The 22,755-nt window shown below is 73.1% G+C and carries 10 protein-coding genes; 4 read left to right on the top strand and 6 right to left on the bottom strand.

Annotated features, from left to right (window positions below; translation table 11 throughout):
* Positions 1-12: 12 nt before the first annotated feature.
* From ACIBO1_RS00845 to ACIBO1_RS00860, 4 genes are read right to left on the bottom strand one after another with little or no spacing between them, the layout of a single operon-like run.
* Positions 13-6,633 carry an amino acid adenylation domain-containing protein gene (locus ACIBO1_RS00845; RefSeq protein WP_396740374.1) on the bottom strand — a complete coding sequence of 2,207 codons (6,621 nt, stop codon included), beginning with the start codon at positions 6,631-6,633 and terminating at the stop codon, positions 13-15.
* Positions 6,620-10,831, bottom strand: a complete 4,212-nt coding sequence (locus tag ACIBO1_RS00850; RefSeq protein WP_396740376.1) for an amino acid adenylation domain-containing protein — start codon at positions 10,829-10,831, stop codon at positions 6,620-6,622. Before ACIBO1_RS00850 ends, ACIBO1_RS00845 begins: the two co-directional genes overlap by 14 nt.
* Positions 10,828-12,609 (bottom strand): carbamoyltransferase, encoded by a 1,782-nt coding sequence (locus ACIBO1_RS00855; RefSeq protein WP_396740377.1) that lies wholly within the window; start codon positions 12,607-12,609, stop codon positions 10,828-10,830. Before ACIBO1_RS00855 ends, ACIBO1_RS00850 begins: the two co-directional genes overlap by 4 nt.
* On the bottom strand, positions 12,606-14,567 hold the full coding sequence (locus ACIBO1_RS00860) for an amino acid adenylation domain-containing protein (RefSeq protein ID WP_396740379.1): 1,962 nt from the start codon (positions 14,565-14,567) through the stop codon (positions 12,606-12,608). The genes ACIBO1_RS00855 and ACIBO1_RS00860 overlap by 4 nt, the downstream gene beginning before the upstream one ends.
* A 420-nt stretch (positions 14,568-14,987) precedes the next feature.
* Between ACIBO1_RS00860 and ACIBO1_RS00865 the strand changes: the two genes are divergently transcribed.
* The 4 genes from ACIBO1_RS00865 to ACIBO1_RS00880 all read left to right on the top strand — a co-directional run bounded on the left by ACIBO1_RS00865 (position 14,988) and on the right by ACIBO1_RS00880 (position 19,380).
* Positions 14,988-16,283, top strand: a complete 1,296-nt coding sequence (locus ACIBO1_RS00865; protein WP_396740380.1) for an MFS transporter — start codon at positions 14,988-14,990, stop codon at positions 16,281-16,283.
* A gap of 78 nt (positions 16,284-16,361) precedes the next feature.
* The gene (locus tag ACIBO1_RS00870) at positions 16,362-17,633 is read left to right on the top strand and encodes a cation:proton antiporter (protein ID WP_396740382.1); all 1,272 of its coding nucleotides are present in this window, start codon (positions 16,362-16,364) and stop codon (positions 17,631-17,633) included.
* Positions 17,634-17,808: 175 nt separating this feature from the next.
* A complete protein-coding gene (locus tag ACIBO1_RS00875) occupies positions 17,809-18,849 on the top strand; it encodes a trypsin-like serine peptidase (protein WP_396740384.1) in 1,041 nt (346 codons plus the stop codon).
* A 132-nt stretch (positions 18,850-18,981) separates the two neighbouring features.
* Complete coding sequence (locus tag ACIBO1_RS00880; RefSeq protein ID WP_396740385.1) at positions 18,982-19,380, top strand: carboxypeptidase-like regulatory domain-containing protein; 399 nt, start codon at positions 18,982-18,984, stop codon at positions 19,378-19,380.
* Between the two features lie 31 nt (positions 19,381-19,411).
* Here the strand turns inward: ACIBO1_RS00880 and ACIBO1_RS00885 are convergent, their stop codons facing one another.
* Both ACIBO1_RS00885 and ACIBO1_RS00890 read right to left on the bottom strand, forming a co-directional pair.
* On the bottom strand, positions 19,412-21,430 hold the full coding sequence (locus ACIBO1_RS00885; protein ID WP_396740387.1) for a sigma-70 family RNA polymerase sigma factor: 2,019 nt from the start codon (positions 21,428-21,430) through the stop codon (positions 19,412-19,414).
* A 152-nt stretch (positions 21,431-21,582) separates the two neighbouring features.
* Complete coding sequence (locus ACIBO1_RS00890; protein ID WP_396740389.1) at positions 21,583-22,752, bottom strand: acyl-CoA dehydrogenase family protein; 1,170 nt, start codon at positions 22,750-22,752, stop codon at positions 21,583-21,585.
* Positions 22,753-22,755 lie beyond the last annotated feature (3 nt).

The raw sequence follows: 22,755 nt of genomic DNA on the forward strand, positions 1-22,755 counted from the left end.
GTCGGTGGCCGGCTAGGAGTTCGCCAGGAGCGCCCGGACGTCCTCGTCGGACATCGACTCGACGCTCTCCAGCGCCTCGGCGAGGAGGTCGTCCTGTTCGCCGAGCGCCTCGTTGATGGCCTTGGCCAGGTCCTCGACGTACGGCGCCTCGAGGATCCGGCGCAGTTCCAGGTCCACCCCGAACGTGGTGCGGATGCGGAACGCCACCTGCACGGCCTGGAGCGAGTGCCCACCGAGGGCGAAGAAGTTGTCGCCGATGCCGACCCGCTCGACGCCGAGGATGTCAGCCCAGACCGCGGCCACCTCCCGCTCCAGGGCGTCGCGCGGTGCCACGTGCGCGCCTGCGGTCTCCGGGCGCTCGGGGTCGGGCTCCGGCAGCGCCGCCCGGTCGATCTTCCCGTTCGGGGTCAGCGGCAGCGTGCCCATCACCACGAACGCCGACGGCACCTCGTACTCGGGCAGGCGCTCGGCCATGAACTCACGCAACTCCGCCACGTTCACGGACGCACCGGCCGCCGGCTCCGCGTAGCCGACCAGGCGTACCGGGCCGGTGCCGGACCGCAGTGCCAGCACCACCCCGGAGGCCACCGTCGGGTGGGCCACCAGCACCGACTCGACCTCGCCCAGCTCGACCCGGAAACCCCGGACCTTGACCTGGTGGTCGGCGCGGCCGACGAACTCCAGCGTCCCGTCGGCACGCCAGGCCACCACGTCCCCGGTCCGATAGAGCCGGGCGCCGGGTACGCCGGAGAAGGCGTCCGGCACGAACCGGTCGGCGGTCAGCCCCGGCCGGTTCCAGTAGCACCAGGCCACACCGGGGCCGCCCAGCCACAGCTCACCGGGGACCCCCACGCCGACCGGACGGCCCCACTCGTCCACCACGTACGTGGTGGTGTTGGTGATCGCCGCACCGATCGCGCCGGAGCTGGCCGGCACCTCGGACAGCGGGTTGCAGGTCGAGATGCTGGTGACCTCGGTCGGGCCGTAGATGTTGTTCATCCGGGCCCCACCGGCCTGCACGGCGGCGGCGATCGCACCGAGGTTGATCCGCTCGCCGCCGATGTAGACCTGCTTGAGCGTGGTGAACGCGTCCGGGATCTCGTTGACCGTGGAGTTGAACAACGCGGTGACGATCGCGACGGCGGTGACCTGCTCGCGGCGCAGCAGTTCGACGAAGCGCGGCGGCGAGAGCGCCACGTCGGTGGGGACCACCACCACCCGACCACCGTTGAGCAGCGGCCCCCAGACCTCGATCAGCAGCGGGTCGAAGGAGGCGTTGGAGACCTGGCCGACGGCGCGCAGTTCCTCGGGCCGGATCAGGTCGGTGTCACGGACCAGCCGGACGATGCCACGGTGCGGCACGATCGCGCCCTTGGGCCGGCCGGTGGAGCCGGAGGTGTAGATGAGGGTCGCGGCGTCCTCGGCGACCGTCCCGGGGACGGTGGTCGTCTCCCGGCCGGTCGGCGACGCCGTCACGTCGGTGATGTCGACGGTCTCGCGGCCGGTCAGCGGGAGTTGGTCGAGCAGGTCCCGGTGACCGACCACCACCCGCACGTCGGTGTCGGTCAGCATGAACTCCAACCGCTGCGCCGGGTAGTCCGGGTCCAGCGGCACGTACGCGCCACCGGCCCGCAGCACGCCGAGCATGCCCACCACCAGGTCGGCGGAGCGCCGACAGCACAGGCCCACCAACGAGCCCCGGCCCACGCCGGACTCCGCCAACCGGGCCGCCAGCGCGTCGGCGCGAGCCACCAGCGACGCGTACGACAGCGACAGCTCACCGTCGACCACCGCGACCGCGTCCGGCGACGACTGCGCCCACCCGGCGACCAGCGCGTCCACGGTCAGCTCCGGGGACTGCTCCCGGGCGGTCCGGTTCCACCCGTCGATCTGGGCGCGCTCGGCGGGCGAGGTGAGGTCCACCTCGGACAGCGACCGGTCCGGGTCGGCCACGATGGAGCGCAGCGCGGCCAGGTAGTAGCCGCGTACCCGCCGGATCTGCTCCGGCGAGAACTCGGTGGTGTGGTAGTCGAGCCCCATCAGCAGGCCGCTGGCGCCCGGGTCGCGCAGGAAGCCGCAGACGAACGGATAGTTGGTCGGCTCGACCCGCATGGTGGTGAAAGAGTTGATCTTCGGGTCGACGATCCGGACGTCCCGGTCGGCCAGGCCGCGCATGACGTGGAAGTGGTTGTAGACGAAGTGCGACTCGTACAACGACTCCCCGCCGGCCAGGCGCTGGATCTCCGCCATCGGGAAGCGGCGGTGCGGCAGCAGCTCGTTCTCCTCGTCGAGCATCGCCCGGATCAGGTCCGCCCAGGTGCCACCGGCCACGGTCGCCCGGACCGGCAACGAGTTGAGGAACAGGCCCCGCGACTCGGTGCCGTCGAGCACCTCCAGGCGGCCGTTGAAGGCCATCCCGGTGGAGACCTCACGGCTGCCGGTCAGGTGGGCCAGCACCCGCATGTGCGCGGCGAGCAGCACGCTCTTCAGCGGTACGCCGACACCGGCGGCCACCCGCTCCAACCCGGCGCAGAGGTCGTCCGGGATCTTCGTCTCCAGCCAGCGATAGAAGTCGGAGTGCCCGGGCGGCAGCTCCCACTCCAGCAGCGGCTGCTCGTCCGGAGCCGGCTCGGCCTGCGGCAGCGGTTCCACCTCGGCGCCCTGCGGCCAGCGCGGCAGCCGGAGGCGGTTGGCCTGCCCGACCCGCGCCGACCAGAACTCCCGCTCCTGCGCCGAGGCGAGCGCCTCCCGCTCGGCCTCGACGAACTCGCGGTAGGTCGAGGCGGGCTTCGGATCGGCGCTGCTCGACGGATCCCGCATCAGCTCCATGTAGCGCTGGAGGATCTCGGTGATCGAGGAGTGCAGGCTCCAGCCGTCGAGGATGGCGTGGTGCTCGACCAGGGTCCACTCGAAGGACTCCGCGCTGCGCCAGTGGAAGACGAAGCGCCACAGCGGCGGCCGGGCCAGGTCAAACGGGACGTCGCGCAGCCCCTCGATCACCTCGACGATACGGCGGTCCTGCTCCTGCTCGTCCAGCTCGCGGACGTCGTACACCTCGATCGGCAGGTCCGCCTCGCGGTGCACCACCTGGAGCATCTCGCTGTACTCGCTGAGGTGGAACGAGGTCCGCAGGATGTCGTGCCGGTCGACGATCTGCCCGATGGCCCGCCGGATCAGTGCCTCGTCGAACGGCGCGCGGACGTGGAAGCTGTCGACGTTCTGATAGAGCCGACGTCCCTCGTCGGCCTCCATGTGGAAGATCATCCCGGCCTGGAGCACCGCCATCGGGTACGCGTCCACCGCGTCCTCGGGCAGCCGCTCCCGGTCCGCTTCGGAGATCAGCGCGAAGGGCTGCCGCTCGGCGGCGGGGGCCTGCGCGGTGGTGACCTCCCCGGCCAGTGCGGCGATGGTGGTGCGCTGGAAGAGCTGCTGCAACGAGAAGTCGAGCCCCTTGGCGCGGGCCAGGCCGATCACCTGGACGCTGCGGATCGAGTCGCCGCCGAGGTGGAAGAAGTTGTCCTCGACGCTGACCTGGTCGAGTTCCAGGACGGTCGCCCAGATCTCGGCGAGGGCCTGCTCGGTCTCGTTGCGGGGCGCCACGTACGGCCGGGCCAGCGCCGGCCGGTCGACGCCCGGCTCCGGCAGCCGACGCCGGTCGATCTTGCCGTTGGCGGTCAGCGGGAAGGCGTCGAGCACCGTCACCACCGACGGGATCATGTGGCTGGGCAGCGTCGGTTCGAGGAACTCGTGCACCTCGGGGACGGTCAGGTCGCCGTCGGCGACCAGGTAGGCGACCAGCCGCCGCTCGGTGCCGGGCTCACCGTGCGCGACCACCAGGCAGGCGCTGACGGCGGGGTGGGCCAGCAGCGCGGCCTCGACCTCGGCCGGCTCGATCCGGAAGCCCCGGATCTTGACCTGGTGGTCGAGGCGGCCCAGGTACTCCAGCGTGCCGTCGGGACGCCAGGTCGCCAGGTCACCGCTGCGGTAGCGGCGACCGCCGGGGTTCGTCGGGTCGGCGACGAAACGCTGCGCGGTCAGCTCCGGCCGACGCCAGTAGCCGTGTGCCACGCCGTCACCGCCGACATAGAGCTCACCGGGTACGCCGATCGGGGCGGGCCGGCCGTACTCGTCCAGCACGTGCAGGCTGAGGTCGGCCACCTGCCGCCCGATCGGGCTGTGTCGCTCGGCCAGCAGATCGGCGGTGAGCAGGCAGTACGTGGTGTGCACCGTGGTCTCGGTGATGCCGTACATGTTGACCATCTCGGGGCTGGTCTCCGGGTGCCGGGTCCACCAGCGACGCACCGCGTCGGGGTCCAGCGCCTCACCCGCGAAGATCACCACCCGGACGGCCAGCTCCGCCCGACGCCGCTCGTCGACGGCCTCGAACTGCCGGAATGCCCCCGGCGTCTGGCTGAGCACGGTGACCCCGGCGCGTTCCACCAGCTCGTAGAAGGCCTCCGGGTCGCGGCTCTCCCAGTAGCGCACCACCGCCAGCGTGGCACCGTGGGTCAGCGCGCCCCACGCCTCGAAGACCGAGACGTCGAACGAGGCGGAGTGGAAGAGGCTGAACACGTCCTGCGGGCCGAAGTGGAACTGCTCCTCGGTGGCCGCGAACAGCCGCAGCACGCTGCGGTGCGAGACCATGACCGCCTTCGGCAGCCCGGTCGAGCCGGAGGTGTAGATGAGGTACGCGGGGTCGTCGACCGCCGGGGGGACGAGGTCCGGGGCGTCGGTGGTGTCGGCGCGTACCGCCTCCTCGATCGCCACCGTGCGGACGTCCTCGGGCAGCGTGAGGTCGGCCGGGATCGCGTCGCTCTGTGCCACGACGACCCGCAGGCCGCTGTCACGCACGATGAAGTCGAGCCGGTCGGCCGGGTAGTTGGGGTCCAGCGGCACGTAGGCCGCGCCCGCCCGCAGCGCGCCGAGCATCCCGACCACCAGGTCGGTCGAGCGGCGGCAGCAGACACCCACCATGTCGCCCCGGCCGACACCGGCCCGGCGCAGGGTGGCGGCCACCGCGTCGGCGGCGGCCAGCAGCTCCGCGTACGTCGTGCGGGTCTCGCCGTCGAGCACGGCGACGTGGTCGGGGCGCTGCCGCGCGTGCCGGGCGACCAGGTCGCCGATGGGCGCGTCGACGGGGCAGGTCCGGGTGATGGCCGACCAGGCCTCGATCGTGTCGCGCTCCTGATCCGGCAGACCGCAGACCTCGGCGACGGACCGGTCCGCGTCGGCGACCAGCCGCTGCACCAGCGTGAACCACTGCGCGGCGAATCGGTCCATGGTGGAGGCGTCGAAGAGGTCGGTGGCGTACTCAAGTTCCACCCGCATGCCGCCGCTGCCGGCGTCGTAGACCAGCAGGGTGAGGTCGAACTTGGCGGTCCCGGTGTCGATGCCGACCGGGGCGGCGGCGACGTCGTCGCCGAGCCGCCACCCGGCGGGATCCTGGCGTTGCAGCACGAACTGCACCTGCACCAGCGGCGACCAGGCCAGCTCGCGCTCCGGCGCGAGCGCCTCCACCAGGGCCGCGAACGGCACCTCCTGGTGGTCCTGCGCGTCGGCGGAGGCCGCCCGGACCCGGCCGACCAGGTCGGCGAAGGTCGGCGCGCCGGCGGTGTCCACCCGCACGGCGAGAGTGTTGACGAAGAACCCGACCAGGTCGTCCACCTCCGGCACCGGTCGACCGGCGACCGGCGTGGCCACCACCACGTCGGTGCGGCGCGACCAGCGCCCGAGCAGCAGGGCGAAGCTGGCGAAGAGGACGTCGAAGACGGTGCTGGACCGTTGCCGGGCCAGCGACCGGACGGCCTCGGCCACCTCGGACGTCAGCTCGGCGTGCCGGGTGCGTCCGGCGTAACTCTGCACCGGACGGCGGACCCGGTCGGCGGGCAGCTCCAGCACCGGCGGCAGATCGTCGAGCTGCTGCCGCCACCACTCGACGCCGTCGCGCAGGCGGTCCCCGACGAGCTGGTCCCGCTGCCAGGCGGCGAAGTCGCCGTAGCCGAGGGACCGGTCCCGGGCCGGCGGCCGGGTTCCGGCGACCAGCGCCCGGTACGCCTCGGCGAGTTCGGCGAGCAGGATCTCCAGCGACTGCCCGTCACAGGCGACGTGGTGGATCGACAGCCAGAGCAGCCACCGGTCGTCGGCGTGTCGGATCACACCGGCGCGCAGCAGCGGCGCCCGCGACAGGTCGAACGGTTCGGCGACGGCGGCGCGCGCCGCGTCCAGCGCCGCCGCCTCGGCTCCCGTCCCGGCGGGGCGCAGGTCGTCGACCCGCCACGACACCGGCGTGCCCGCCTCGGCCCGGAGCAGCCGGGGCCGGCCCACCTCGGTGTCGATGGCGGTCCGCAGCGACTCGTGCCGGTCGACCAGGAGCTGCACGGCGGCACCCAGCGCGTCGGGGTCCACCGCGCCGGTCAGCGCGAAGGCGACCGGCACGTTGTAGAGCGGCAGTCCGGGCCGCCAGCGGTCGAGGAACCAGAGACGTTCCTGACCCGGCGACAGCACCGTCGGCTCACCGGTGGCGGCGATGACCGCCCGGGCGGTGGTGTCGGTGATCCCCGCCTGCGCCAGCAGGTGGTCGATGAGGTCGTCCTCGGTCGGCCCCAGCGACCCGGCGGAATCAGTGGTCGTCACCAGTGTTCTCCTTCGTTGCGGACGCGGTGCCGAGTCGTGCGGCGCGTTCGGTGGGGCTGAGTCGGCGGACCTGCATGACGACGGCGGCGATCTGGTCGAGCCGGCCGGCGTCGGGTCCCTCGGCGCGCAGGCGCCGGGCCAGGTCCGCGACGGTGGGTTGTTCGACGAGGTGACGCACGGAGACCGGGGTACGCAGCGTGCGCTCCAGCCGGCCACAGACCTGCACGGCGTGCAGGGAGTGCCCGCCGAGGCCGAAGAAGTTGTCGTCGAGGCCGATCTCGGCGACGTCGAGCACCTCGCCCCAGGTCTCGGCGATGATCTGTTCGAGCGGATCGGCCGGCGCCCGGAAGGCGGCCTGGTCGGCCCGTTGGTCGGTGTCCGGATCGGGTAGCACCGCCCGGTCGATCTTGCCGTTCGGGGTCAGCGGCAGCGTGTCCATCACCACGAACGCCGACGGCACCGCGTACTCCGGCAGCCGTTGCGCCAGGAACTCGCGCAACCCCGCCACGCTGACCGGCTCACCCGCCACCGGCTCCACGTAGCCGACCAGGCGCACCGGCGCGCCCTCGGACCGCGCCGCGACCACCACCGCCGACGCCACCGCCGGGTACGCCAGCAGCGCCGACTCGATCTCGCCCAGCTCGACCCGGAAACCCCGGACCTTCACCTGGTGGTCGGCGCGGCCGACGAACTCCAACGACCCGTCGGGCCGCCGGAACACCACGTCCCCGGTCCGGTACAACCGGGCACCCGGCAGGCCGGAGAACCCGTCCGGCACGAACCGGTCGGCGGTCAGCCCCGGCCGGTCCCAGTACCCCCAGGCGACGCCCGGCCCGCCCAGCCACAGTTCGCCGGGGACCCCGACGCCGGCCAGGTGACCCGCGTCGTCCACCACGTACGCCCAGGTGTTCCCGATCGCCGTACCGATGGCGCCGGTGCTGGTGGGTCGCGACGTCAGCCGGGTGTAGGTGGCGAAGGTGGTCACCTCGGTCGGGCCGTAGATGTTGTGCAGCCGCGCCGGACCCCGTCCACCCTCGACGACCCGGCCCACCGTCCCCGGATCGAGGCTCTCGCCGCCGAAGTAGAGCTGGTCCACGCCGGCGAAGGCGTCCGGCACCGTGTTGACGGTGGCGTTGAACAACGCGGTGGTGATGAAGACCGTGGTCACCGACCGGGTACGCAGCAGGGCGGCGAGCCCCGACGGGGAGAGCACCGTCTCGGTGGGCACGATCACCACCTGCCCGCCGTTGGCCAGCGCACCCCACACCTCGAAGGTGATGGCGTCGAAGCTGGCGTTGGCGAGCTGGGCGAGGACGGTCCGTGGGGTCAACTCGACGTAGTCGGCTCCACCCACCAGGCGGGTGATGCCGCGATGCGGCACCACCACGCCCTTCGGGTCGCCGGTCGAGCCGGAGGTGTAGATGACGTACGCGGCGTCGTCGCCGCCACGCGCCGACCGGTCCGGTTCGCCACCGGCGGTCGGGGCGACCGCCTCGGCGGCCTCGGGCAGGGTGACGGCGTGCCGGTCACCGAGCGGGAGCTGGTCGAGCAGGTCCCGATGCCCGACCACCACCCGCGCGTCCGTGTCGGCCAGCATGAAACCCAACCGCTGCGCCGGATGGTCCGGGTCCAACGGCACGTACGCGCCACCGGCCCGCAACACCCCCAACATCCCCACCACGAGATCGGCCGACCGCCGACAACAGAGCCCCACCAGGGAGCCCCGCCCCACCCCCAGGTCCGTCAACCGCGCCGCCAGCGCGTCGGCCCGGGCCACCAACGACCCGTACGACACCGACGCCTCGCCGTCCACCACGGCCACCGCGTCCGGGGACGACCGGGCCCACCCGGCCACCAGCGCGTCCACGGTCGACCCGGCGGGGTAGTCGCGGGCCTGCCCGGCCCAGTCCAGCAGTCGGCGCTCCTCCTCGGTGGGCAGCGCGGAAACCGACGTGACCGGGGCGTCGACGTCGGCGAGCAGCCGCTCCAGCAACACCGTCCACTGGGTGGCGAACCGCTCGGCGGTGGACGCGTCGAAGAGATCGGTGGCGTACTCGACCTCGACGCCGAGGTCCGGTCCGCCGGTGTCGACCACCGCCAGGGTGAGGTCGAACTTCGCGGTGCCGGTGTCCGCCGAGTCGAGTTCGGCCACCACGCCGTCGGACTCCCAGCGGCCCCGGGCGTGCTGGTTCATCCCGAAGGCGACCTGGGCGAGCGGTGCCCGGCTCTGGTCGCGGTCCGGGTCGAGCGCGTCCACCAGGGAGGCGAACGGGATCTGCTGGTGTGCCTGGGCGGCGGCCGAGACGGCGCGTACCCGGTCGACCAGGTCCAGGAAGGTCGGCGCGCCGCTCAGGTCGGCCCGCAGCACGACGGTGTTGACGAAGAAGCCGACCAGGTCGTCGAGCTCGGGCAGCGGACGCCCGGCGGCCGGAGTCGCCACCACCACGTCGGTCCGGCCCGACCAGCGGCCGACCAGCAGCAGGTACGCGGTCACCAGCAGGTCGAAGACGGTGACCGAGTGGCTCCTCGCGGCGGCCCGCAGCGCCGACACCGTCGAGGGGTGCAGCCGGTGCCGCAGAGTCGCACCGACGTGACTCGCGACCGGCGGGCGACGGCGGTCGGCGGGAAGCTCCAGCAGGCTCGGTGCCCCGGCCAGCCGCTGCCGCCACCAGGCCACCTCGTCGGCGATCACCTGCGGGGTCAGCACCGCGCGCTGCCAGGCGGCGTAGTCGGCGTACGTCGGCGCGGGTGAGGAGGGGTCCCCTGCTATGCGCGAGGCGTTAGCAGGGGGCCCTTCCTTACCGAAGATCTCGGCGAGCAGGATGTCCAGCGACCAGCCGTCGCAGGCGGCGTGGTGCACGGAGAGCCAGCACAGCCACGAGTCGTCGGCGATCCGGACCAGTCCACCGCGCAGCAGCGGCGCCTGCGCCAGGTCGAACGGTCGGGCGACACCGGCGGCGGCCAGTCGCCGGCCCTCCCGCTCGCCTCCGGCGCGGGCGTCCGCCACGGTCCAGTCGATCTCGGTCCGGTCGGCGGTGCGGGCGACCGGACGACCGTCCACGGTCACCAGCGCGGTACGCAGCGCCGGGTGGGCGGCCACCACCGTCCGGACGGCGTCGTGCAGCCGCTCGGGGTCGACCGAGCCGGTCAGCCGCAGCAGCACCGGGACGTTGTAGAGGGCCGAGCCGTCCCGCAGCCGGTCCAGGTACCAGAGCCGTTCCTGCCCGAACGACACCACCGGCTCGCCGCTGTGCGCGGTGAGGGCGGGCAGCGCGACCGCCGGCTCACCGGCGTCGACAAGCGCGGCGAAGTCGGCGAGGACCGGGTGGGCGAAGAGCTGGTCCACGGTGAGGGCCACCCCGCGCTCGGCCGTCGTCCGGGCGACGACCTTGGCGGCCAGCAGGGAGTGCCCGCCGAGGGCGAAGAAGTTGTCGTCGGCGCCGACCCGGTCCAGGTGCAGGACGTCGGCCCAGACGGCGGCGAGCAGTCGCTCGGTCGGGGTGGCCGGCTCGATCGGCTCGCCGGTGGGCAGGCTCTCCACGGCCGCCGCCACGGCGTCCGTCTCGCCCGCGCCCGGCAGGTGCCCGGTGCCCGCCACCAGGGCGGTCAGGATCCCGTCGAGCCGGTCCAGGTGGGCGGCGACGCTCACCGGGCCGTACCGGTCCTCGTCGTGGTCGCAGCGCAGCACCAGCCGCCCGTCGCGGGCGGTGAACTCCAGGACGGCGTCGCACCAGACGATCTCGTGTTCGAGGTCCGCGACGTCGCCGGGGTCGAGTCCGCCGCCGAGCGCGCCGAGCGGCACCACGGCGATCCGTACCTCGCCGTCGCTCGCCGGACCCGCCGCCGGCAGCGCCGATGCGGTGCGCTCGGCCAGCCGCCGCAGCGGCAGTTCCGGTTCGACCGCGCAGTGCACGGCGCGCAGGGCGACGCCGTCGGTGGCGTCGGCGACGATCACGCCGACCACCGCCGTCGTCGCGGCGGTCCGGCCCCGGTCGCCGGCCACCAGGGCCTGCGTCGCGGCGGCCAGCACCGCCGCCGGGGTGGTGCCGAGGTCGACGGCGAGGGCGGTCAGGTCCGCCTCGCTGACGGCGAGCACCCGGCTGACCTCGCCGCGACGGAACGACAGGCCGGGCATCACCTCGTCGTCGGCGGCGAGGGTCGCCGCCACCGACGGGTCCCGGCTGACCTCGACGGTCATGGCCGCCCCTGCCCGGCGTCCGGCGGCGTGACCGTGTACGCCCCGATGACCAGTCGGGACAGGCCGCCTCGCAGCATCGTGTCGACGGCGATCTCCGGGGTCCGCACGATGGGCTGCCCGCGCAGGTTGAACGAGGTGTTCAGCAGGACCGGGATGCCGGTCCGGTCGGCGAACGCGGTCAGCAGCTCCCAGAGCAGCGGGTTGCCCTCACGGGTGACCACCTGCACCCGGGCGGTGCCGTCGAAGTGGGTGACCGCGCCCAGCGAGTCCCGGTGTTCCGACCTGGTGCGGGTGGTGAACAGCATGTGCCGGAACCGCTGCTCGTCGCCCGGCTCGATCTCGAAGTACGTGGACGCCGCCTCTTCGGTGACGACCGGCGCGAAGGGACGGAAGTCCTCCCGGCGCTTGATCAACGCGTTGATGTGGTCGCGCATCCGCACGTCCCGAGGATCGGCGAGGATGCTGCGGTTGCCCAGCGCCCGGGGGCCGAACTCCATGCCGCCCTGGAACCACGAGACGACCTCGCCGGCCTCCAGCGCCTCGGCCGTCTCGGCGAGCAGCCGCGCCCGCTCCGGCACGTGCCGGACCACCACGTCGGTCCGGCTCCCGACGGCCGCGCCGATCTCCTCGTCGGTGTACGAGGTGCCCCAGTACGGCATGGACATCGCCGGGATCCGCGTCGCCGGCTCCTGCTGGGCCTGCACGTAGAGCGCCGCGCCGACGGCCGAACCGTCGTCGCCCGCGCCCGGCGGGATGAAGATGCGCTCGAACAGTCGGCTGCGGGCGATCACCCCGTTGGCGGAGCAGTTCAGGGCGACGCCACCGGCGTAGCACAGGTCCCGCAGCCCGGTCTCGCGCCGGAAGTGCCGCAGCACGTGCACCAGGCAGAGTTCCACCACCGCCTGGAGGGCGGCGGCGACGTCCCGGTGCCGCTGCTCGACCGGGGTACCCGGCTGCCGGGGCGGGCCGAAGCGCTCGGCGAGCAGGGCCAGTACGCCCCGGTGCGTCTCCCGCTCGCGCAGGTCGCGGTCGGCGGCCAGCGCAGCGACCGTGAACGTGCCGCCGTCGAGCAGCTTGACCAGCTTCGACATCTCGGCGAAGTGGGCCCGCCGGTCACCGAAGGCGGCCAGGCCCATCACCTTGTACTCGTCCATCATCATGTCGAAGCCGAGGTACATGGTGAAGACGCCGTACAGCGTGCCGATCGAGTGCAGCGCCGGGATCCGGTGCAGCACCTCCAGCTTGCCGCCGGTGCCGGCCGCCACGGTCAGGCTCTCCGTCTCCCCCATCCCGTCGGCGACCAGGACCAGCGCCTCGTCGTACCCGCTGGGGTAGTAGGCGCTCGCGGCGTGGGCGAGGTGGTGCGGGACCGGCACCAGCTTCGAGGCCCAGTCCACGCTCGGGAACTCCTGCCGCAGCCAGGTCAACTGCACGTCGGGGTCGTAGACCTCGGCGTACCGGGCGGCCAGGTACGGGTCGGACAGGTCCAGGTCGGCGGCGCGGTGGGCGAATCCGTGTGCGACGACGTCGATCTCGTCGGGGGTGACCCCGGTCCGCCGGAGCGCGTCGCGGATCGCGTGCGCCGGGAAACTGCCGGTCGCCTTCTCGGCGGTGTACCGCTCCTCGGCCGCCGCGGCCCGCACCACACCGTCCACGACGAGTGCCGCCGCCGAGTCCAGGCCCTGCACGACCCGGTACTCGCGGGCACCGAGGTCCGGCAGCTCGCGGCGTTTGAAGTCGACGCTGTTGTGCAGCCCGCTGATGCCCAGAACCTTCATGATGGCGTCTCCTCGGAGCCGGCCCGACGGTGGATGTGTGCCGTCGCCGCCTCCCGCAACGCCCGCCGGTCGACCTTCTGGCTGGGCGTGAGGGGCAGCTCGGGTAGCGCGACGATCCGTTGCGGCAGCAACGCGGTGGGCAGCGACGCCGCCAGGTGCTCGCGCAGCGCCGCGTCGGTGACCGCCGGAGCGTCGCCGCCGCTGCGTACGTAGAGCACGAGCCGCTGGTCGTCCTCGGCGGCGCTCACCACCACCGCCGCCGCCTGGGTCACCGCCGGATGGCGCTCGGCGTACGTCTCGATCTCTTCGAGCTCGATCCGGTGTCCCCGGATCTTGACCTGGTTGTCGGCGCGCCCGTGGTACGACAGCGTCCCGTCCGGACGCCAGGCGCACAGGTCACCGGTGCGGTACTCGTCGTCCCGGAACACCGCGGCGGTGCGCTCGGTGTCGCCGAGGTATCCGACGGCGAGCTGCGGACCACCGACGTGCAGTTCACCGATCTGGCCGACCGGCACCGGCCGCCCGTCCCGGCCCCGGACGACGGCGACGGTGCCCGGCAGCGGTGCGCCGATCGGCACCGGGTCGGGCACCGGCCGGTCGAGCCGGTGGGCGGTGCACCAGATGGTGGCCTCGGTCGGGCCGTAGACGTTCCACACGGTGGCCCCGGTGTCCACCAGGCGGGCGGCCAGGTCGGCGGTGACCGCCTCGCCGCCGCAGAGCAGCGTCCGCCCGGTCAGGTCGCCCGACAGGTGCGGCAGGATCAACCGCCACCCCGACGGCGTGGCCTGGATCAGGTCGGGCCGGGCGGCGTCGAGGTATCCGCCCAGCCGGGCCGGGTCCCGGCGCGTCGCGTCGTCGACCAGCAGCAGCCGGCCGCCGGTGGCCAGCGGCAGGAAGAGTTCGAGCAGCGAGATGTCGAAGGTGAGCGCCGTCGTGCCGGCCACCGTCGGGGTGCCGGGTGCCAACAGGTCGGCGAAGGTGACGACACAGTGCGCCAGCGCCGCGTGCGACACCCCGACCACCTTGGGCCGGCCGGTCGAGCCGGAGGTCGACATCGCGTACGCGAGGTCGTCGCCGGTCGACGGGTCACCGGCGGGAAGCGGGTCACCGGCGGGAAGCGGGACGTCGGCGGGAAGCGGGGCGTCGTCCGGTGGCGCCACCACCTGGCAACCCGGACGGGCCACCGCCTGCGGATCGGCCAGCACCGCGAACCGCGCGTCCGCGGTGTCGAGCAGAGTGTCCAGCCGGGCGCGCGGATGCCCCGGGTCGACGGGCAGGAACGCGGCCCGCAACGACCACACGGCCAGCAGGGTGACCACCATCTCGGCCCGACGGGGCAGCCCGACCGCGACCACGTCACCGGGCGCCACGCCCGCCGCGCGCAGGACGTGCGCGTACCGGTCGGCCGCCGCGACGAGGTCGGCGTAGCTGACGCTGCGGGTGGCGTCCTCGATCGCGGTGGCCTGCGGCCGGGCGAGTGCCTGGGCGCGGACCAGGGCCGGCACGCTGTCGCCGGGGGCGCGGCCCGGGTGGTGGGCGGCGGCGACGATCCGCAGGTCCTCGTCGCCGCAGAGGTCGATCGCCCCGACCGGTACGTCGTCCGCCGCCCCGAGGACGCGCGCGACGCGCCCGGCCAGCAGCGCCGCGTCGGCCGACGGCGTGATGTCCGCTCCGGTGACCAGGATGTGCGGCCCGTCGCCGTGGTCGACCCGGATCGCGGTGTCGGCGCCGAGGCGCGCCACCTGCTTGCCGACGAGCGCGCCGAGGACGGACCGGCGGGCCCGCCACGGCGCCGACACGGTCACCGACCGGCCGGTCGCCGGATCGGTCAGCTCACCGGTGACGGTCGGCGCGGCACCCGCGTGCGCGAGCACCAGCAGACTGGCCGCGACCGTCTCGACATTGACCGACGCACTCGCCCCAGCGGCGTTTTCCGAAGCCACCAGCGATCGCGTCATCGCGCACTCCCTAATACCGGCGGGGGCAGAGAAAAGCAATTCATCGCGCTGCCGTCCACCCCATTCATGCCGGACGAGTGATCCTTGAATTACTGTCCGTGTCCGGCAATTGGATCGGGTCCCGCCGGGTTACGAGGCAGCACGCTAGGAGTGACCGGATCGGGGTGTCAACGGCCACAGCCGGGCGGAACCAATCGGACATGTCATCGAGGAATGGGTCAGATACCCCGGTGCCCTCGTCATCTTCGGGCCGTTTTTGCCTAGTTCCGGAGCGCGCCCGCCCACGGGGCAGCCGGCGGCACGCTGGCAGAACTGTGCCAAGTGGAAACCGATCCGCACCTTCAGCTGGTCTTTTGTGTGACCCTTGGAGGCAGCCTTTTGGCCGCACCCGCGTTGGCGCCCTTTATCAAGGAGAAGGACATGTCACGGATTCTTGCCACGCGACGGATGCGGCTTTACCTATTGGCGGACACGGCGTCGAACCTCGGCGACTTCGCGCTGTTCCTGGCCATGACGATCTGGGTCAAGACGATAAGTGGAAGCACCTCGGCCGCCGCCCTGGTGATGTTCTCCTTCGCCGCCGGCAGCCTTCTCCTGCCCGCCGCCGGGCTGCTCTCCGACCGGGTACGCCGCCGCCCGCTGCTCATCGGCGCGAACCTCGCCCTCGCCGCCGTCGTCCTGCTGCTGCTCCTGGTCGGCGGCGCCCATCACGTCTGGCTCGTCTACGTGGTGATGTTCACCTACGGCGCGTTGGGCAGCGTGACCGGTCCGGCACAGCTCGCCCTGCTGCCGTCCCTCATCCCCAAGGACCTGCTGGGCGACGCCAACGGGCTGATCCAGTCGGTCCGTGGCCTGATCCGGGTCTTCGCGCCGGTGGTCGGCGCGGGCCTGTTCGCCTGGCTCGGCCCGGAGGCGGTCATCCTCATCGACGCGGCGCTGTTCGTCCTGGCCGCCGGAGCCCTGCTGGCGATCAAGGTGGAAGAGACCAAACCGGTGCCGTCCGGCGAGCCCTGGCGCACCGAGCTCACCGCCGGCCTGCGCTTCATCGGCCGCACCGTGACGCTGCGCCAGCTCGTCATCTCCTGTGGACTGGCCATGCTCGTGCTCGGCTTCTTCGAGGCGATCGGACTGGCCGTGGTCACCGCCGGGCTGGACCGCGAGCCGACGTTCCTCGGCGTCCTCGGTGCGGCGCAGGCGGTCGGGACCATCATCGGCGGGGTCTCCGCCGGCGCGGTCCTGCGCCGGACAAGCGAGAGCATGACCGTGATCATCGGTCTGTCGATGGTCGCCGTCTCCAGCATGCTGCTGATGATCCAGATGACGCCACTGGTGATCGCCGCGATGGCCCTGCTCGGCCTCTGCGTCCCGTGGCTCGTCGTCGGCGCCACCACCGCCCTGCAACGCCGTACGCCGGAGCACCTGCTCGGCCGCGCGTCGGCGGCCTTCGAGTTCGCGGTGACCGTGCCGCAGACCCTGTCGATCGCCGTCGGCGCGGCCCTCATCGCCCTGCTCGACTACCGGCTGCTGCTGGGCATCGTGGCCGCCGCCGTCACCGTCTCCGCCGTCTACCTGGTCACCCGGCCCGAGCAGCCCACCGACCCCGGCGAGCAGCCCGGCGACGTGCCGCCCACCGAGGTGCAGGCTGGCGAGGTACAGGCCGGTGACGTCCTGGCCGCCACCGCCAAGCCGGTCACGACCCCGATGTCGGACCGCTAGGCAGCGCGCACCACCCGGCCCGGACCTGCGTTCCTCGGCGGCCGGCAACCCACCGTTCTCACCAGGAGACAGACGCCCATGTCTTCGCATCAGGTCCCGACACTCCTCCTCGCGTTGGCACTGATCTCGCTGCTCGCCTTCGGGGCGGGCGCGGTGGCCCGGCGATTGCGGCAACCTCCCGTCATCGGCGAGGTCGTGGTGGGCATCCTGCTCGGCCCGACGCTGTTCAACGGCCTCATCTCCGACACCCTCTTCCCGACCGACATCCGACCGTTCCTGACCGTCCTGGCGACGATCGGCGTCGTGTTGTTCATGTTCACCGTGGGGGCCGAGCTGAACGCCGGTCTGCTGCGGGGACGCCGGATGGTGGCCGGCACGGTCGCCGCCGGCTCGATCGCCGTGCCGTTCGGTCTCGGCGCGCTGCTCGCCCTCTATCTGTTCCCCCGGCACCCCACCGACAGCAAGCTGGGCTTCGTGCTGTTCATGGGTGCGGCCATGTCGGTGACCGCGTTCCCGGTGCTGGCCCGCATCCTGATCGACCGGGGCCTGAGCCGCACCTGGCTGGGCAGCGTGGCGCTGGCCTGCGCCGCCATCGACGACGTGCTCGCCTGGACGCTGCTCGCCGTCGTGGTCGCGGTCGCCGGGGCCGGCGCCGGATCCATCTGGGTGCTGCTGTTCGTGCCGTACGTGCTGGCGATGTTCCTGGTCGTCCGGCCACTGCTACGTCGGCTGCTGGCCGAGCCCACCGAGGGTGGCTCACCCCGCCCGGCGGCGCTGGTGATCACGCTGGTCGGGCTGCTGCTGTCGGCGGCGTTCACCGACTGGATCGGGCTGCACTTCATCTTCGGCGCGTTCCTGTTCGGCGTGGTGATGCCCCGCTCCGTGCTACCCGACCAGGGCGTCACCGCCCAGGTCAGCGAGCGCATCACGCACCTGAACAGCATGTTGCTGCTGCCGATCTTCTTCGTGGTCGCCGGACTGAAGGTCGACCTGTCCACCATGGACGTCAGTGACGCGATCGAGCTGGGGCTCATCCTGGCGGTCGCGGTGGGCGGCAAGTTCGTCGGCGCCTTCGCCGCCGCCCGCCTCGGCGGGGTGGCCCCGCGACCGGCGAGCGCACTCGCCGTCCTGATGAACACGCGCGGCCTGACCGAGCTGATCATCCTCGCCGTCGGTCTGGAACTCGGCATGCTCGACGGCCAGCTCTACTCGTCGATGGTGGTGATGGCGCTGGTGACGACCGCGATGGCCGGGCCGCTGCTGCACCTGCTCTACCCGATGCCCACCGGCCGGGACACCGCGCCGCCGCACGCGCCGGACCTGGAGCCGGCGGGCACCCCCGCCCGGTAGCGCCCGACCTCGACGACACACCGTGTCGGCGCGTCGCCCGACACGCCGACACGGTGTGCCATCTGTCCGAAACTGAACGTAGCGGTGTCGACGGACAGACAGAGACGAGTCTGGATCATCCGGGCCGATATAGCTTCCCCATCGACAGCGTCACCGTTCGATGAGGAGGGCCCACGTGACCCGCACACCGTCCATCACCGCCCGACTGCGGATCATGCTCGCCGTCGGCCTGGCCGCCGTGCTGGCGTCGGTGGTAGCCGCCGCGCCGGCCACCGCGGCGTCGACCACCACCGCCCGGTCCGGCGCGCACGGCGCCGTCGCCGACTCCGGCTCCGTACCCAGTACCGCTCTCTCCACCAGCGTGCAGCGCGGCATCGACGGCTCCCGGGGCGGCGGCGTCACCGGCGCCGCCGGCAGCGGCGCGGTCCGGCCCGGCGGGCTCCGGTTCGACACCGGTGGCCAGGCGCTGAAGGCGGGCGGCGCTTCGGCCGGCGTGTTCAGCGTGATCGGCACCGACAACCGGGTCCGCGTCGACCCGACCACGGTCTTCCCGTCCCGGGCGATCGTGCAGATCGTCCGGACCACCGGCGGCTCCACCTGGGGTTGCACCGGCTGGCTGTACGGGCCCAGCATCGTGGCCACCGCCGGGCACTGCGTGCACCCGGGTGGCGGTGCCAACGGCGGCGGCGGCAACGGCTTCTACCCGCGCGGCGACTTCCAGATCATCCCCGGCCGCAACGGGGCCTCGACGCCGTACGGCACCTGCACCGCGACCCAGCTGCTCTCGGTCACCGGCTGGACCCAGGACGGCAGTGAGACCAACGACTACGGTGCGATCCGGCTCAACTGCGCCGCCGGCAACACCACCGGCTGGTTCGGCTTCTGGTGGCAGAGCGCCACGTTGACCGGCACCGCCAGCACGGTCAGCGGCTACCCGTGCGACAAGACCTTCGGGCAGCAGTGGCGGCACGCCGGGCAGACCATCCAGGTCACCCACGACCGGCAGGTCTTCTACCAGAACGACACCTTCGGCTGCCAGAGCGGCAGCCCGGTCTACCAGACCCGCCCGGCCGGCAGCTCGTTCTGCGCCGGCGAGTGCGTGATGGCCATCCACGCGTACGGCGTGCACGGCTCCGCACCGCACTCGACCAACAACCACGGCACCAGAATCACCGAGTCCGTCGCCAACAACCTGATCGCCTGGCGAAACGGCTGACCGGAATCGGACGTGGGGGGGGGGTGAACTGCCCCCCCCCCACGGAACCGCCGGCCACTCCGGCACGTCCCAGTAACTGTCCGTCACCACGAGCGAGGGAGCAGTTATGTGCGAGCGAAACGGGGTTCCGGCATGACCAGGGGGCGCCTCGGGGCGCTCGCACTGCTGGTGGCCGCTCCGCTGCTGATCGGGGCCGGCCTGCTGGTGTGGCACGGCGACCGGTCGGTTTCGGACGACGGGCCGTCACCACCTTCACCCCGGAGCGACACCACGGGCATCGTGACCGGCACCGCCGCCTCCGCCACCGGTGATCCGGTGCAGGGCGCCGCCGTGCTGGTCGAGTCGCTCGACGACCCGGCACCGGCGATCCCCGAGATCGGCGTCCTCACCGGTGACACCGGGCGGTACGAGTGGCGGCTCCCGCCCGGCCGGTACGAGATCGTCGTGGACACCGGCGAGCGGATGAGTGAACCGCAGACCGCCACCGTCACGGCCGGCGCGGTCACCACCCTCGACATCGTCCTGCGCTGAACCCCGTTGGGCCTCGGGCACGCCGGTGCGGTCAGCGGGCGGCGCGGAAGGCGCGCCCCACCTCGGTGGTCTGGCCGCCGGGACGGAACAGGCCGGTCTGGTCCTTGTCGCTGGCAGGCAGCCCGAACCAGGCGTACCGGTGCAGCCAGGGCAGCCCGCGCAGCATCCGGGTCGCCTCGGTGAGGAACGCCGCCTGCTGCGCCTGGGTCGGGAAGCGGACCCCGTTCGAGAAGTCGATCAGCGCGAACTCGGTGAGCCAGATCGGCAGCCCGTACCGGTCGTGCACCGCCTGCAGGTAGGAGCGGAGCTGGCTCACCGCGTTGGCGGTGCGGAAGTCACCGCCGTACCAGTGCAGGGCGATGAAGTCGACCCGCAGGCCGCGTTCCTTGACACCGGCCATGAAGCGGTCGAGCCACTCCCCCGGCCGGTCCCCGCCCCAGGCCACCGCCGGGCTGCCCAGCGGCAGGCCGGTCGCCTCCAACTGCGGCCACAGGTCCAGCGCCCGCTCCACGCTCATGTTCGCCTGGCCGTTCAGGTCCGGCTCGTTGAACCCGAGCAGGTACTTCCCGTTCTGCCGGGCCTGCCGCAGGTTGGCGGCGGTCACGCTGTCCGCGCCCCAGATCATCGGCACGAATTCGCTGCCGCGCGGGGTGGTCACCCCCGGGTGCGCGACGTTCCAGGTGTAGTACCAACTCGCCCCGGAGTCGGCCAGCGCCCCGTCGACCCCGTCGAAGGTCCAGACGCCGACGCCCTTCTTCGTCGAGGTGGCGGCGGGCGGTGGCGCGGCCGGGCGTACCGCCGTGGGTGTCGGACGGGACGACGGGCTCGCCGACGGCGACGTGCCGGCGGCCGGGGTGGTGGGTGTCGCGGACGGCGTGCCGGGCGCATCCGGGGAGGCCGGCGGCGAGGACGCCTCGAACGCCGGTGCCGCCACCGGTGGCGGTGGTGCCGCCGGTGCCGGCGTGGGACCGGTCCGCTGCGCGACCGCGATGGCACCGACCGCGAGGACGACCACCGCGACGGCGGCGGCGACCGGCCCGGCGATCTTGGCCGACCCGGCCGGTAGGAGGCCCGCCAGCCCGCGTGGGCGGGCCGCATGCACACCCCCGGGCGCACCGTCGCCGGTCTGCACGACGGCGGTGCGCCCGAACGCCTCGACCGTCGGGTCCGGGGTCGGGGCGTGGGGGCCCACCGCGCCGGCCCGTGGGGTGACCGGCGCGACGTTCGGGATGAGGGTGGGTGACAGCGGCAGGTGGGCCAGCGCGTTCTCGGCGACGCCCGGCGGGACGGGCAGCAACGGGAGCCCGGCGAGCAGCCGGTCGACCGGGTACAGCTCGCCATCGGAGCCGCCGCACCGGCCGCACTCGCGGACGTGGCGGGCCAGGCGCTTGCGCCACAGCGGGTGGGGCATGCCGTCCCAGCCCCGGGTCAGCTCCTGCATACCGGAGCAGCCAGCGGTCCGCAGCGCGTGGACCACGCTCCGGGCCGCCTCCAACTGCTCCTTCATCCGCTGCACCCGCACCGCCGCGTGAGCCGGCGTGAGGCCGAGGGCGGCGGCCAGCTCGGTGCGGTCCAGGTCGCCGGTCGACTCCAGCCACCAGAGCGCCAGCAACGTCTGGTCGTCGGGATCCAGCCAGCGGGTCGCCTCGGCGACCTCCCGCCGCTGGTCGGTCAGGCCGAGCCGGAGGATCGTCAGGCCGGCGAAGTCCGCCGCCGGATCCGGCACGCCGTACGCGACGTCGAGGTCCGAGGTGTGCTCCTGCGCGGTACGGCGCCGCTGTTCGCGATCGCGGACCTGGCGGACCGCGATGGCGATCAGCCACGACCGGTAGGCGGTCGGGTCCCGCAACTCGGTCAGGTACCGCACGACGCGCAGCAGCGTCTCCTGGACCACGTCGTCGACGTCGGCGTGCCCGCGCAACGCCCGGCCGACCACGTTGTAGACCAGCGGCAGGGAGGCCGCGAGCAGGGCGTCGAGCGCCTGTGGTTCGCCGGCGCGGGCGGCGATCACCAGACTCGCGTCCGCGCCACCCCGGTCTCCGACCCGCATACCCGCCACTCCTCCACGTGATCGCACCGCCGTCGCACTCCGGGCGGACGAGACATCCGGCCGATGCCTCCCCACAGGAGACGGCAGGGCCGGGACGAGATAACAGTTTCCGCGAACATCGTCGCCGCGGCCACGGCCGGGACGTCGCAAATTCAGATGAGGCGGGCGACCTCGTCGCGCATGACCTCGGTGGCGCCACCACCGATGGCGAGGAACCGGGCGTCCCGGCTGATCCGCTCCACCGGTCCCTCCCGGACGAAGCCGGCACCGCCGTGGAACTGCACCGCCGCGTAGGCGATCTCGTTGGCCAGCTCCGGCAACTGCGCCTTGAGAAGCGCCGCGTACACCCGGCCGTCGGCGCCCCGGTCGAGCTGCGCGGCGGCGTGGTAGAGCAGCGTCTTGCCGGCGGCGAGCCGCCCCACCAGGTCCGCGACCCGGTGCCGGACCGCCTGCTTGTCCCAGAGCACCCCGCCGTACGCGGGCCGGCTCCGCGCCCAGCCGACGGTGGCGTCCAACGCCGCCTCGGCCAACCCGACCGCCTGTGCCACCAGACAGAGCCGCTCGTGGTCGAGGCCACGCATCAGCAACGCGAACCCCGCCCCTTCCGGGCCGATCCGGTGCGCCGCCGGAACCCGGCAGTCGGTGAGGACGAGCTCGCCCGTGTCGGCGCAGTGCCAGCCGGACTTGTCGAAGGTGCGCCCGTTGGCCAGGCCGGGTGCGCCCCGCTCGACGGCGAACAACGACAACCCGTGCCGTCCCGCGTCGCCGGTGCGGGCCACCACGAAGAAGAGGCCGGCGATGTTGGCGTTGGTGATGAAGGTCTTGGTGCCGTCCAGGACGTACGTGTCGCCGTCGCGGCGGGCCCGCAGAGCGAGCCGGGTGAGGTCGGAACTCGCCTCGGGTTCGGTCACCGCGAGCGCGGCGACGGTCCGCCCGGCGAGGATCGCCGGCAGCCACCGGTCGACCTGCGCGGCGTTGCCGCCCCGGGCCAGGTGCAGCGCGGAGAAGTCGGTGTGGGTGCCGACCGAGCTGGCCACCCCGCCGAAGGTGGAACGGGCCAGTTCCTCGTGGAACACCACCGCGCCCCGGACGCCCGCCTCCCCGCCGCCGAGGCGGGTCGGGAAGGAGAGGCCGAGCAGCCCGAGGTCACCGAGGCGGGTGAACGCCCCGGGTGGTACCCGCCGCTGCCGCTCCCACTCGGGTGCGGCGGGTACCACGTCCCGGGCCACCACCAGCCGGATCAGGTCGCGCAGGGACCGGTGCTCCTCGGCGAGGAACGTCCGGTCCAGGTCGAGGGCGGCGAGGACGCCGTTGTCACCCACCGG

This window comes from Micromonospora sp. NPDC049903 (genome assembly GCF_044460945.1).
In the GTDB taxonomy this organism is placed as follows: domain Bacteria; phylum Actinomycetota; class Actinomycetes; order Mycobacteriales; family Micromonosporaceae; genus Micromonospora.

Excerpts from the sequence above, each read along its gene's own strand:
- ACIBO1_RS00850 (WP_396740376.1), bottom strand. The coding sequence starts at position 10,831 with ATGACCGTCGAGGTCAGCCGGGACCCGTCGGTGGCGGCGACCCTCGCC.
- ACIBO1_RS00855 (WP_396740377.1), bottom strand. The coding sequence starts at position 12,609 with ATGAAGGTTCTGGGCATCAGCGGGCTGCACAACAGCGTCGACTTCAAA.
- ACIBO1_RS00860 (WP_396740379.1), bottom strand. The coding sequence starts at position 14,567 with ATGACGCGATCGCTGGTGGCTTCGGAAAACGCCGCTGGGGCGAGTGCG.
- ACIBO1_RS00865 (WP_396740380.1), top strand. The coding sequence starts at position 14,988 with ATGTCACGGATTCTTGCCACGCGACGGATGCGGCTTTACCTATTGGCG.
- ACIBO1_RS00870 (WP_396740382.1), top strand. The coding sequence starts at position 16,362 with ATGTCTTCGCATCAGGTCCCGACACTCCTCCTCGCGTTGGCACTGATC.
- ACIBO1_RS00880 (WP_396740385.1), top strand. The coding sequence starts at position 18,982 with ATGACCAGGGGGCGCCTCGGGGCGCTCGCACTGCTGGTGGCCGCTCCG.
- ACIBO1_RS00885 (WP_396740387.1), bottom strand. The coding sequence starts at position 21,430 with ATGCGGGTCGGAGACCGGGGTGGCGCGGACGCGAGTCTGGTGATCGCC.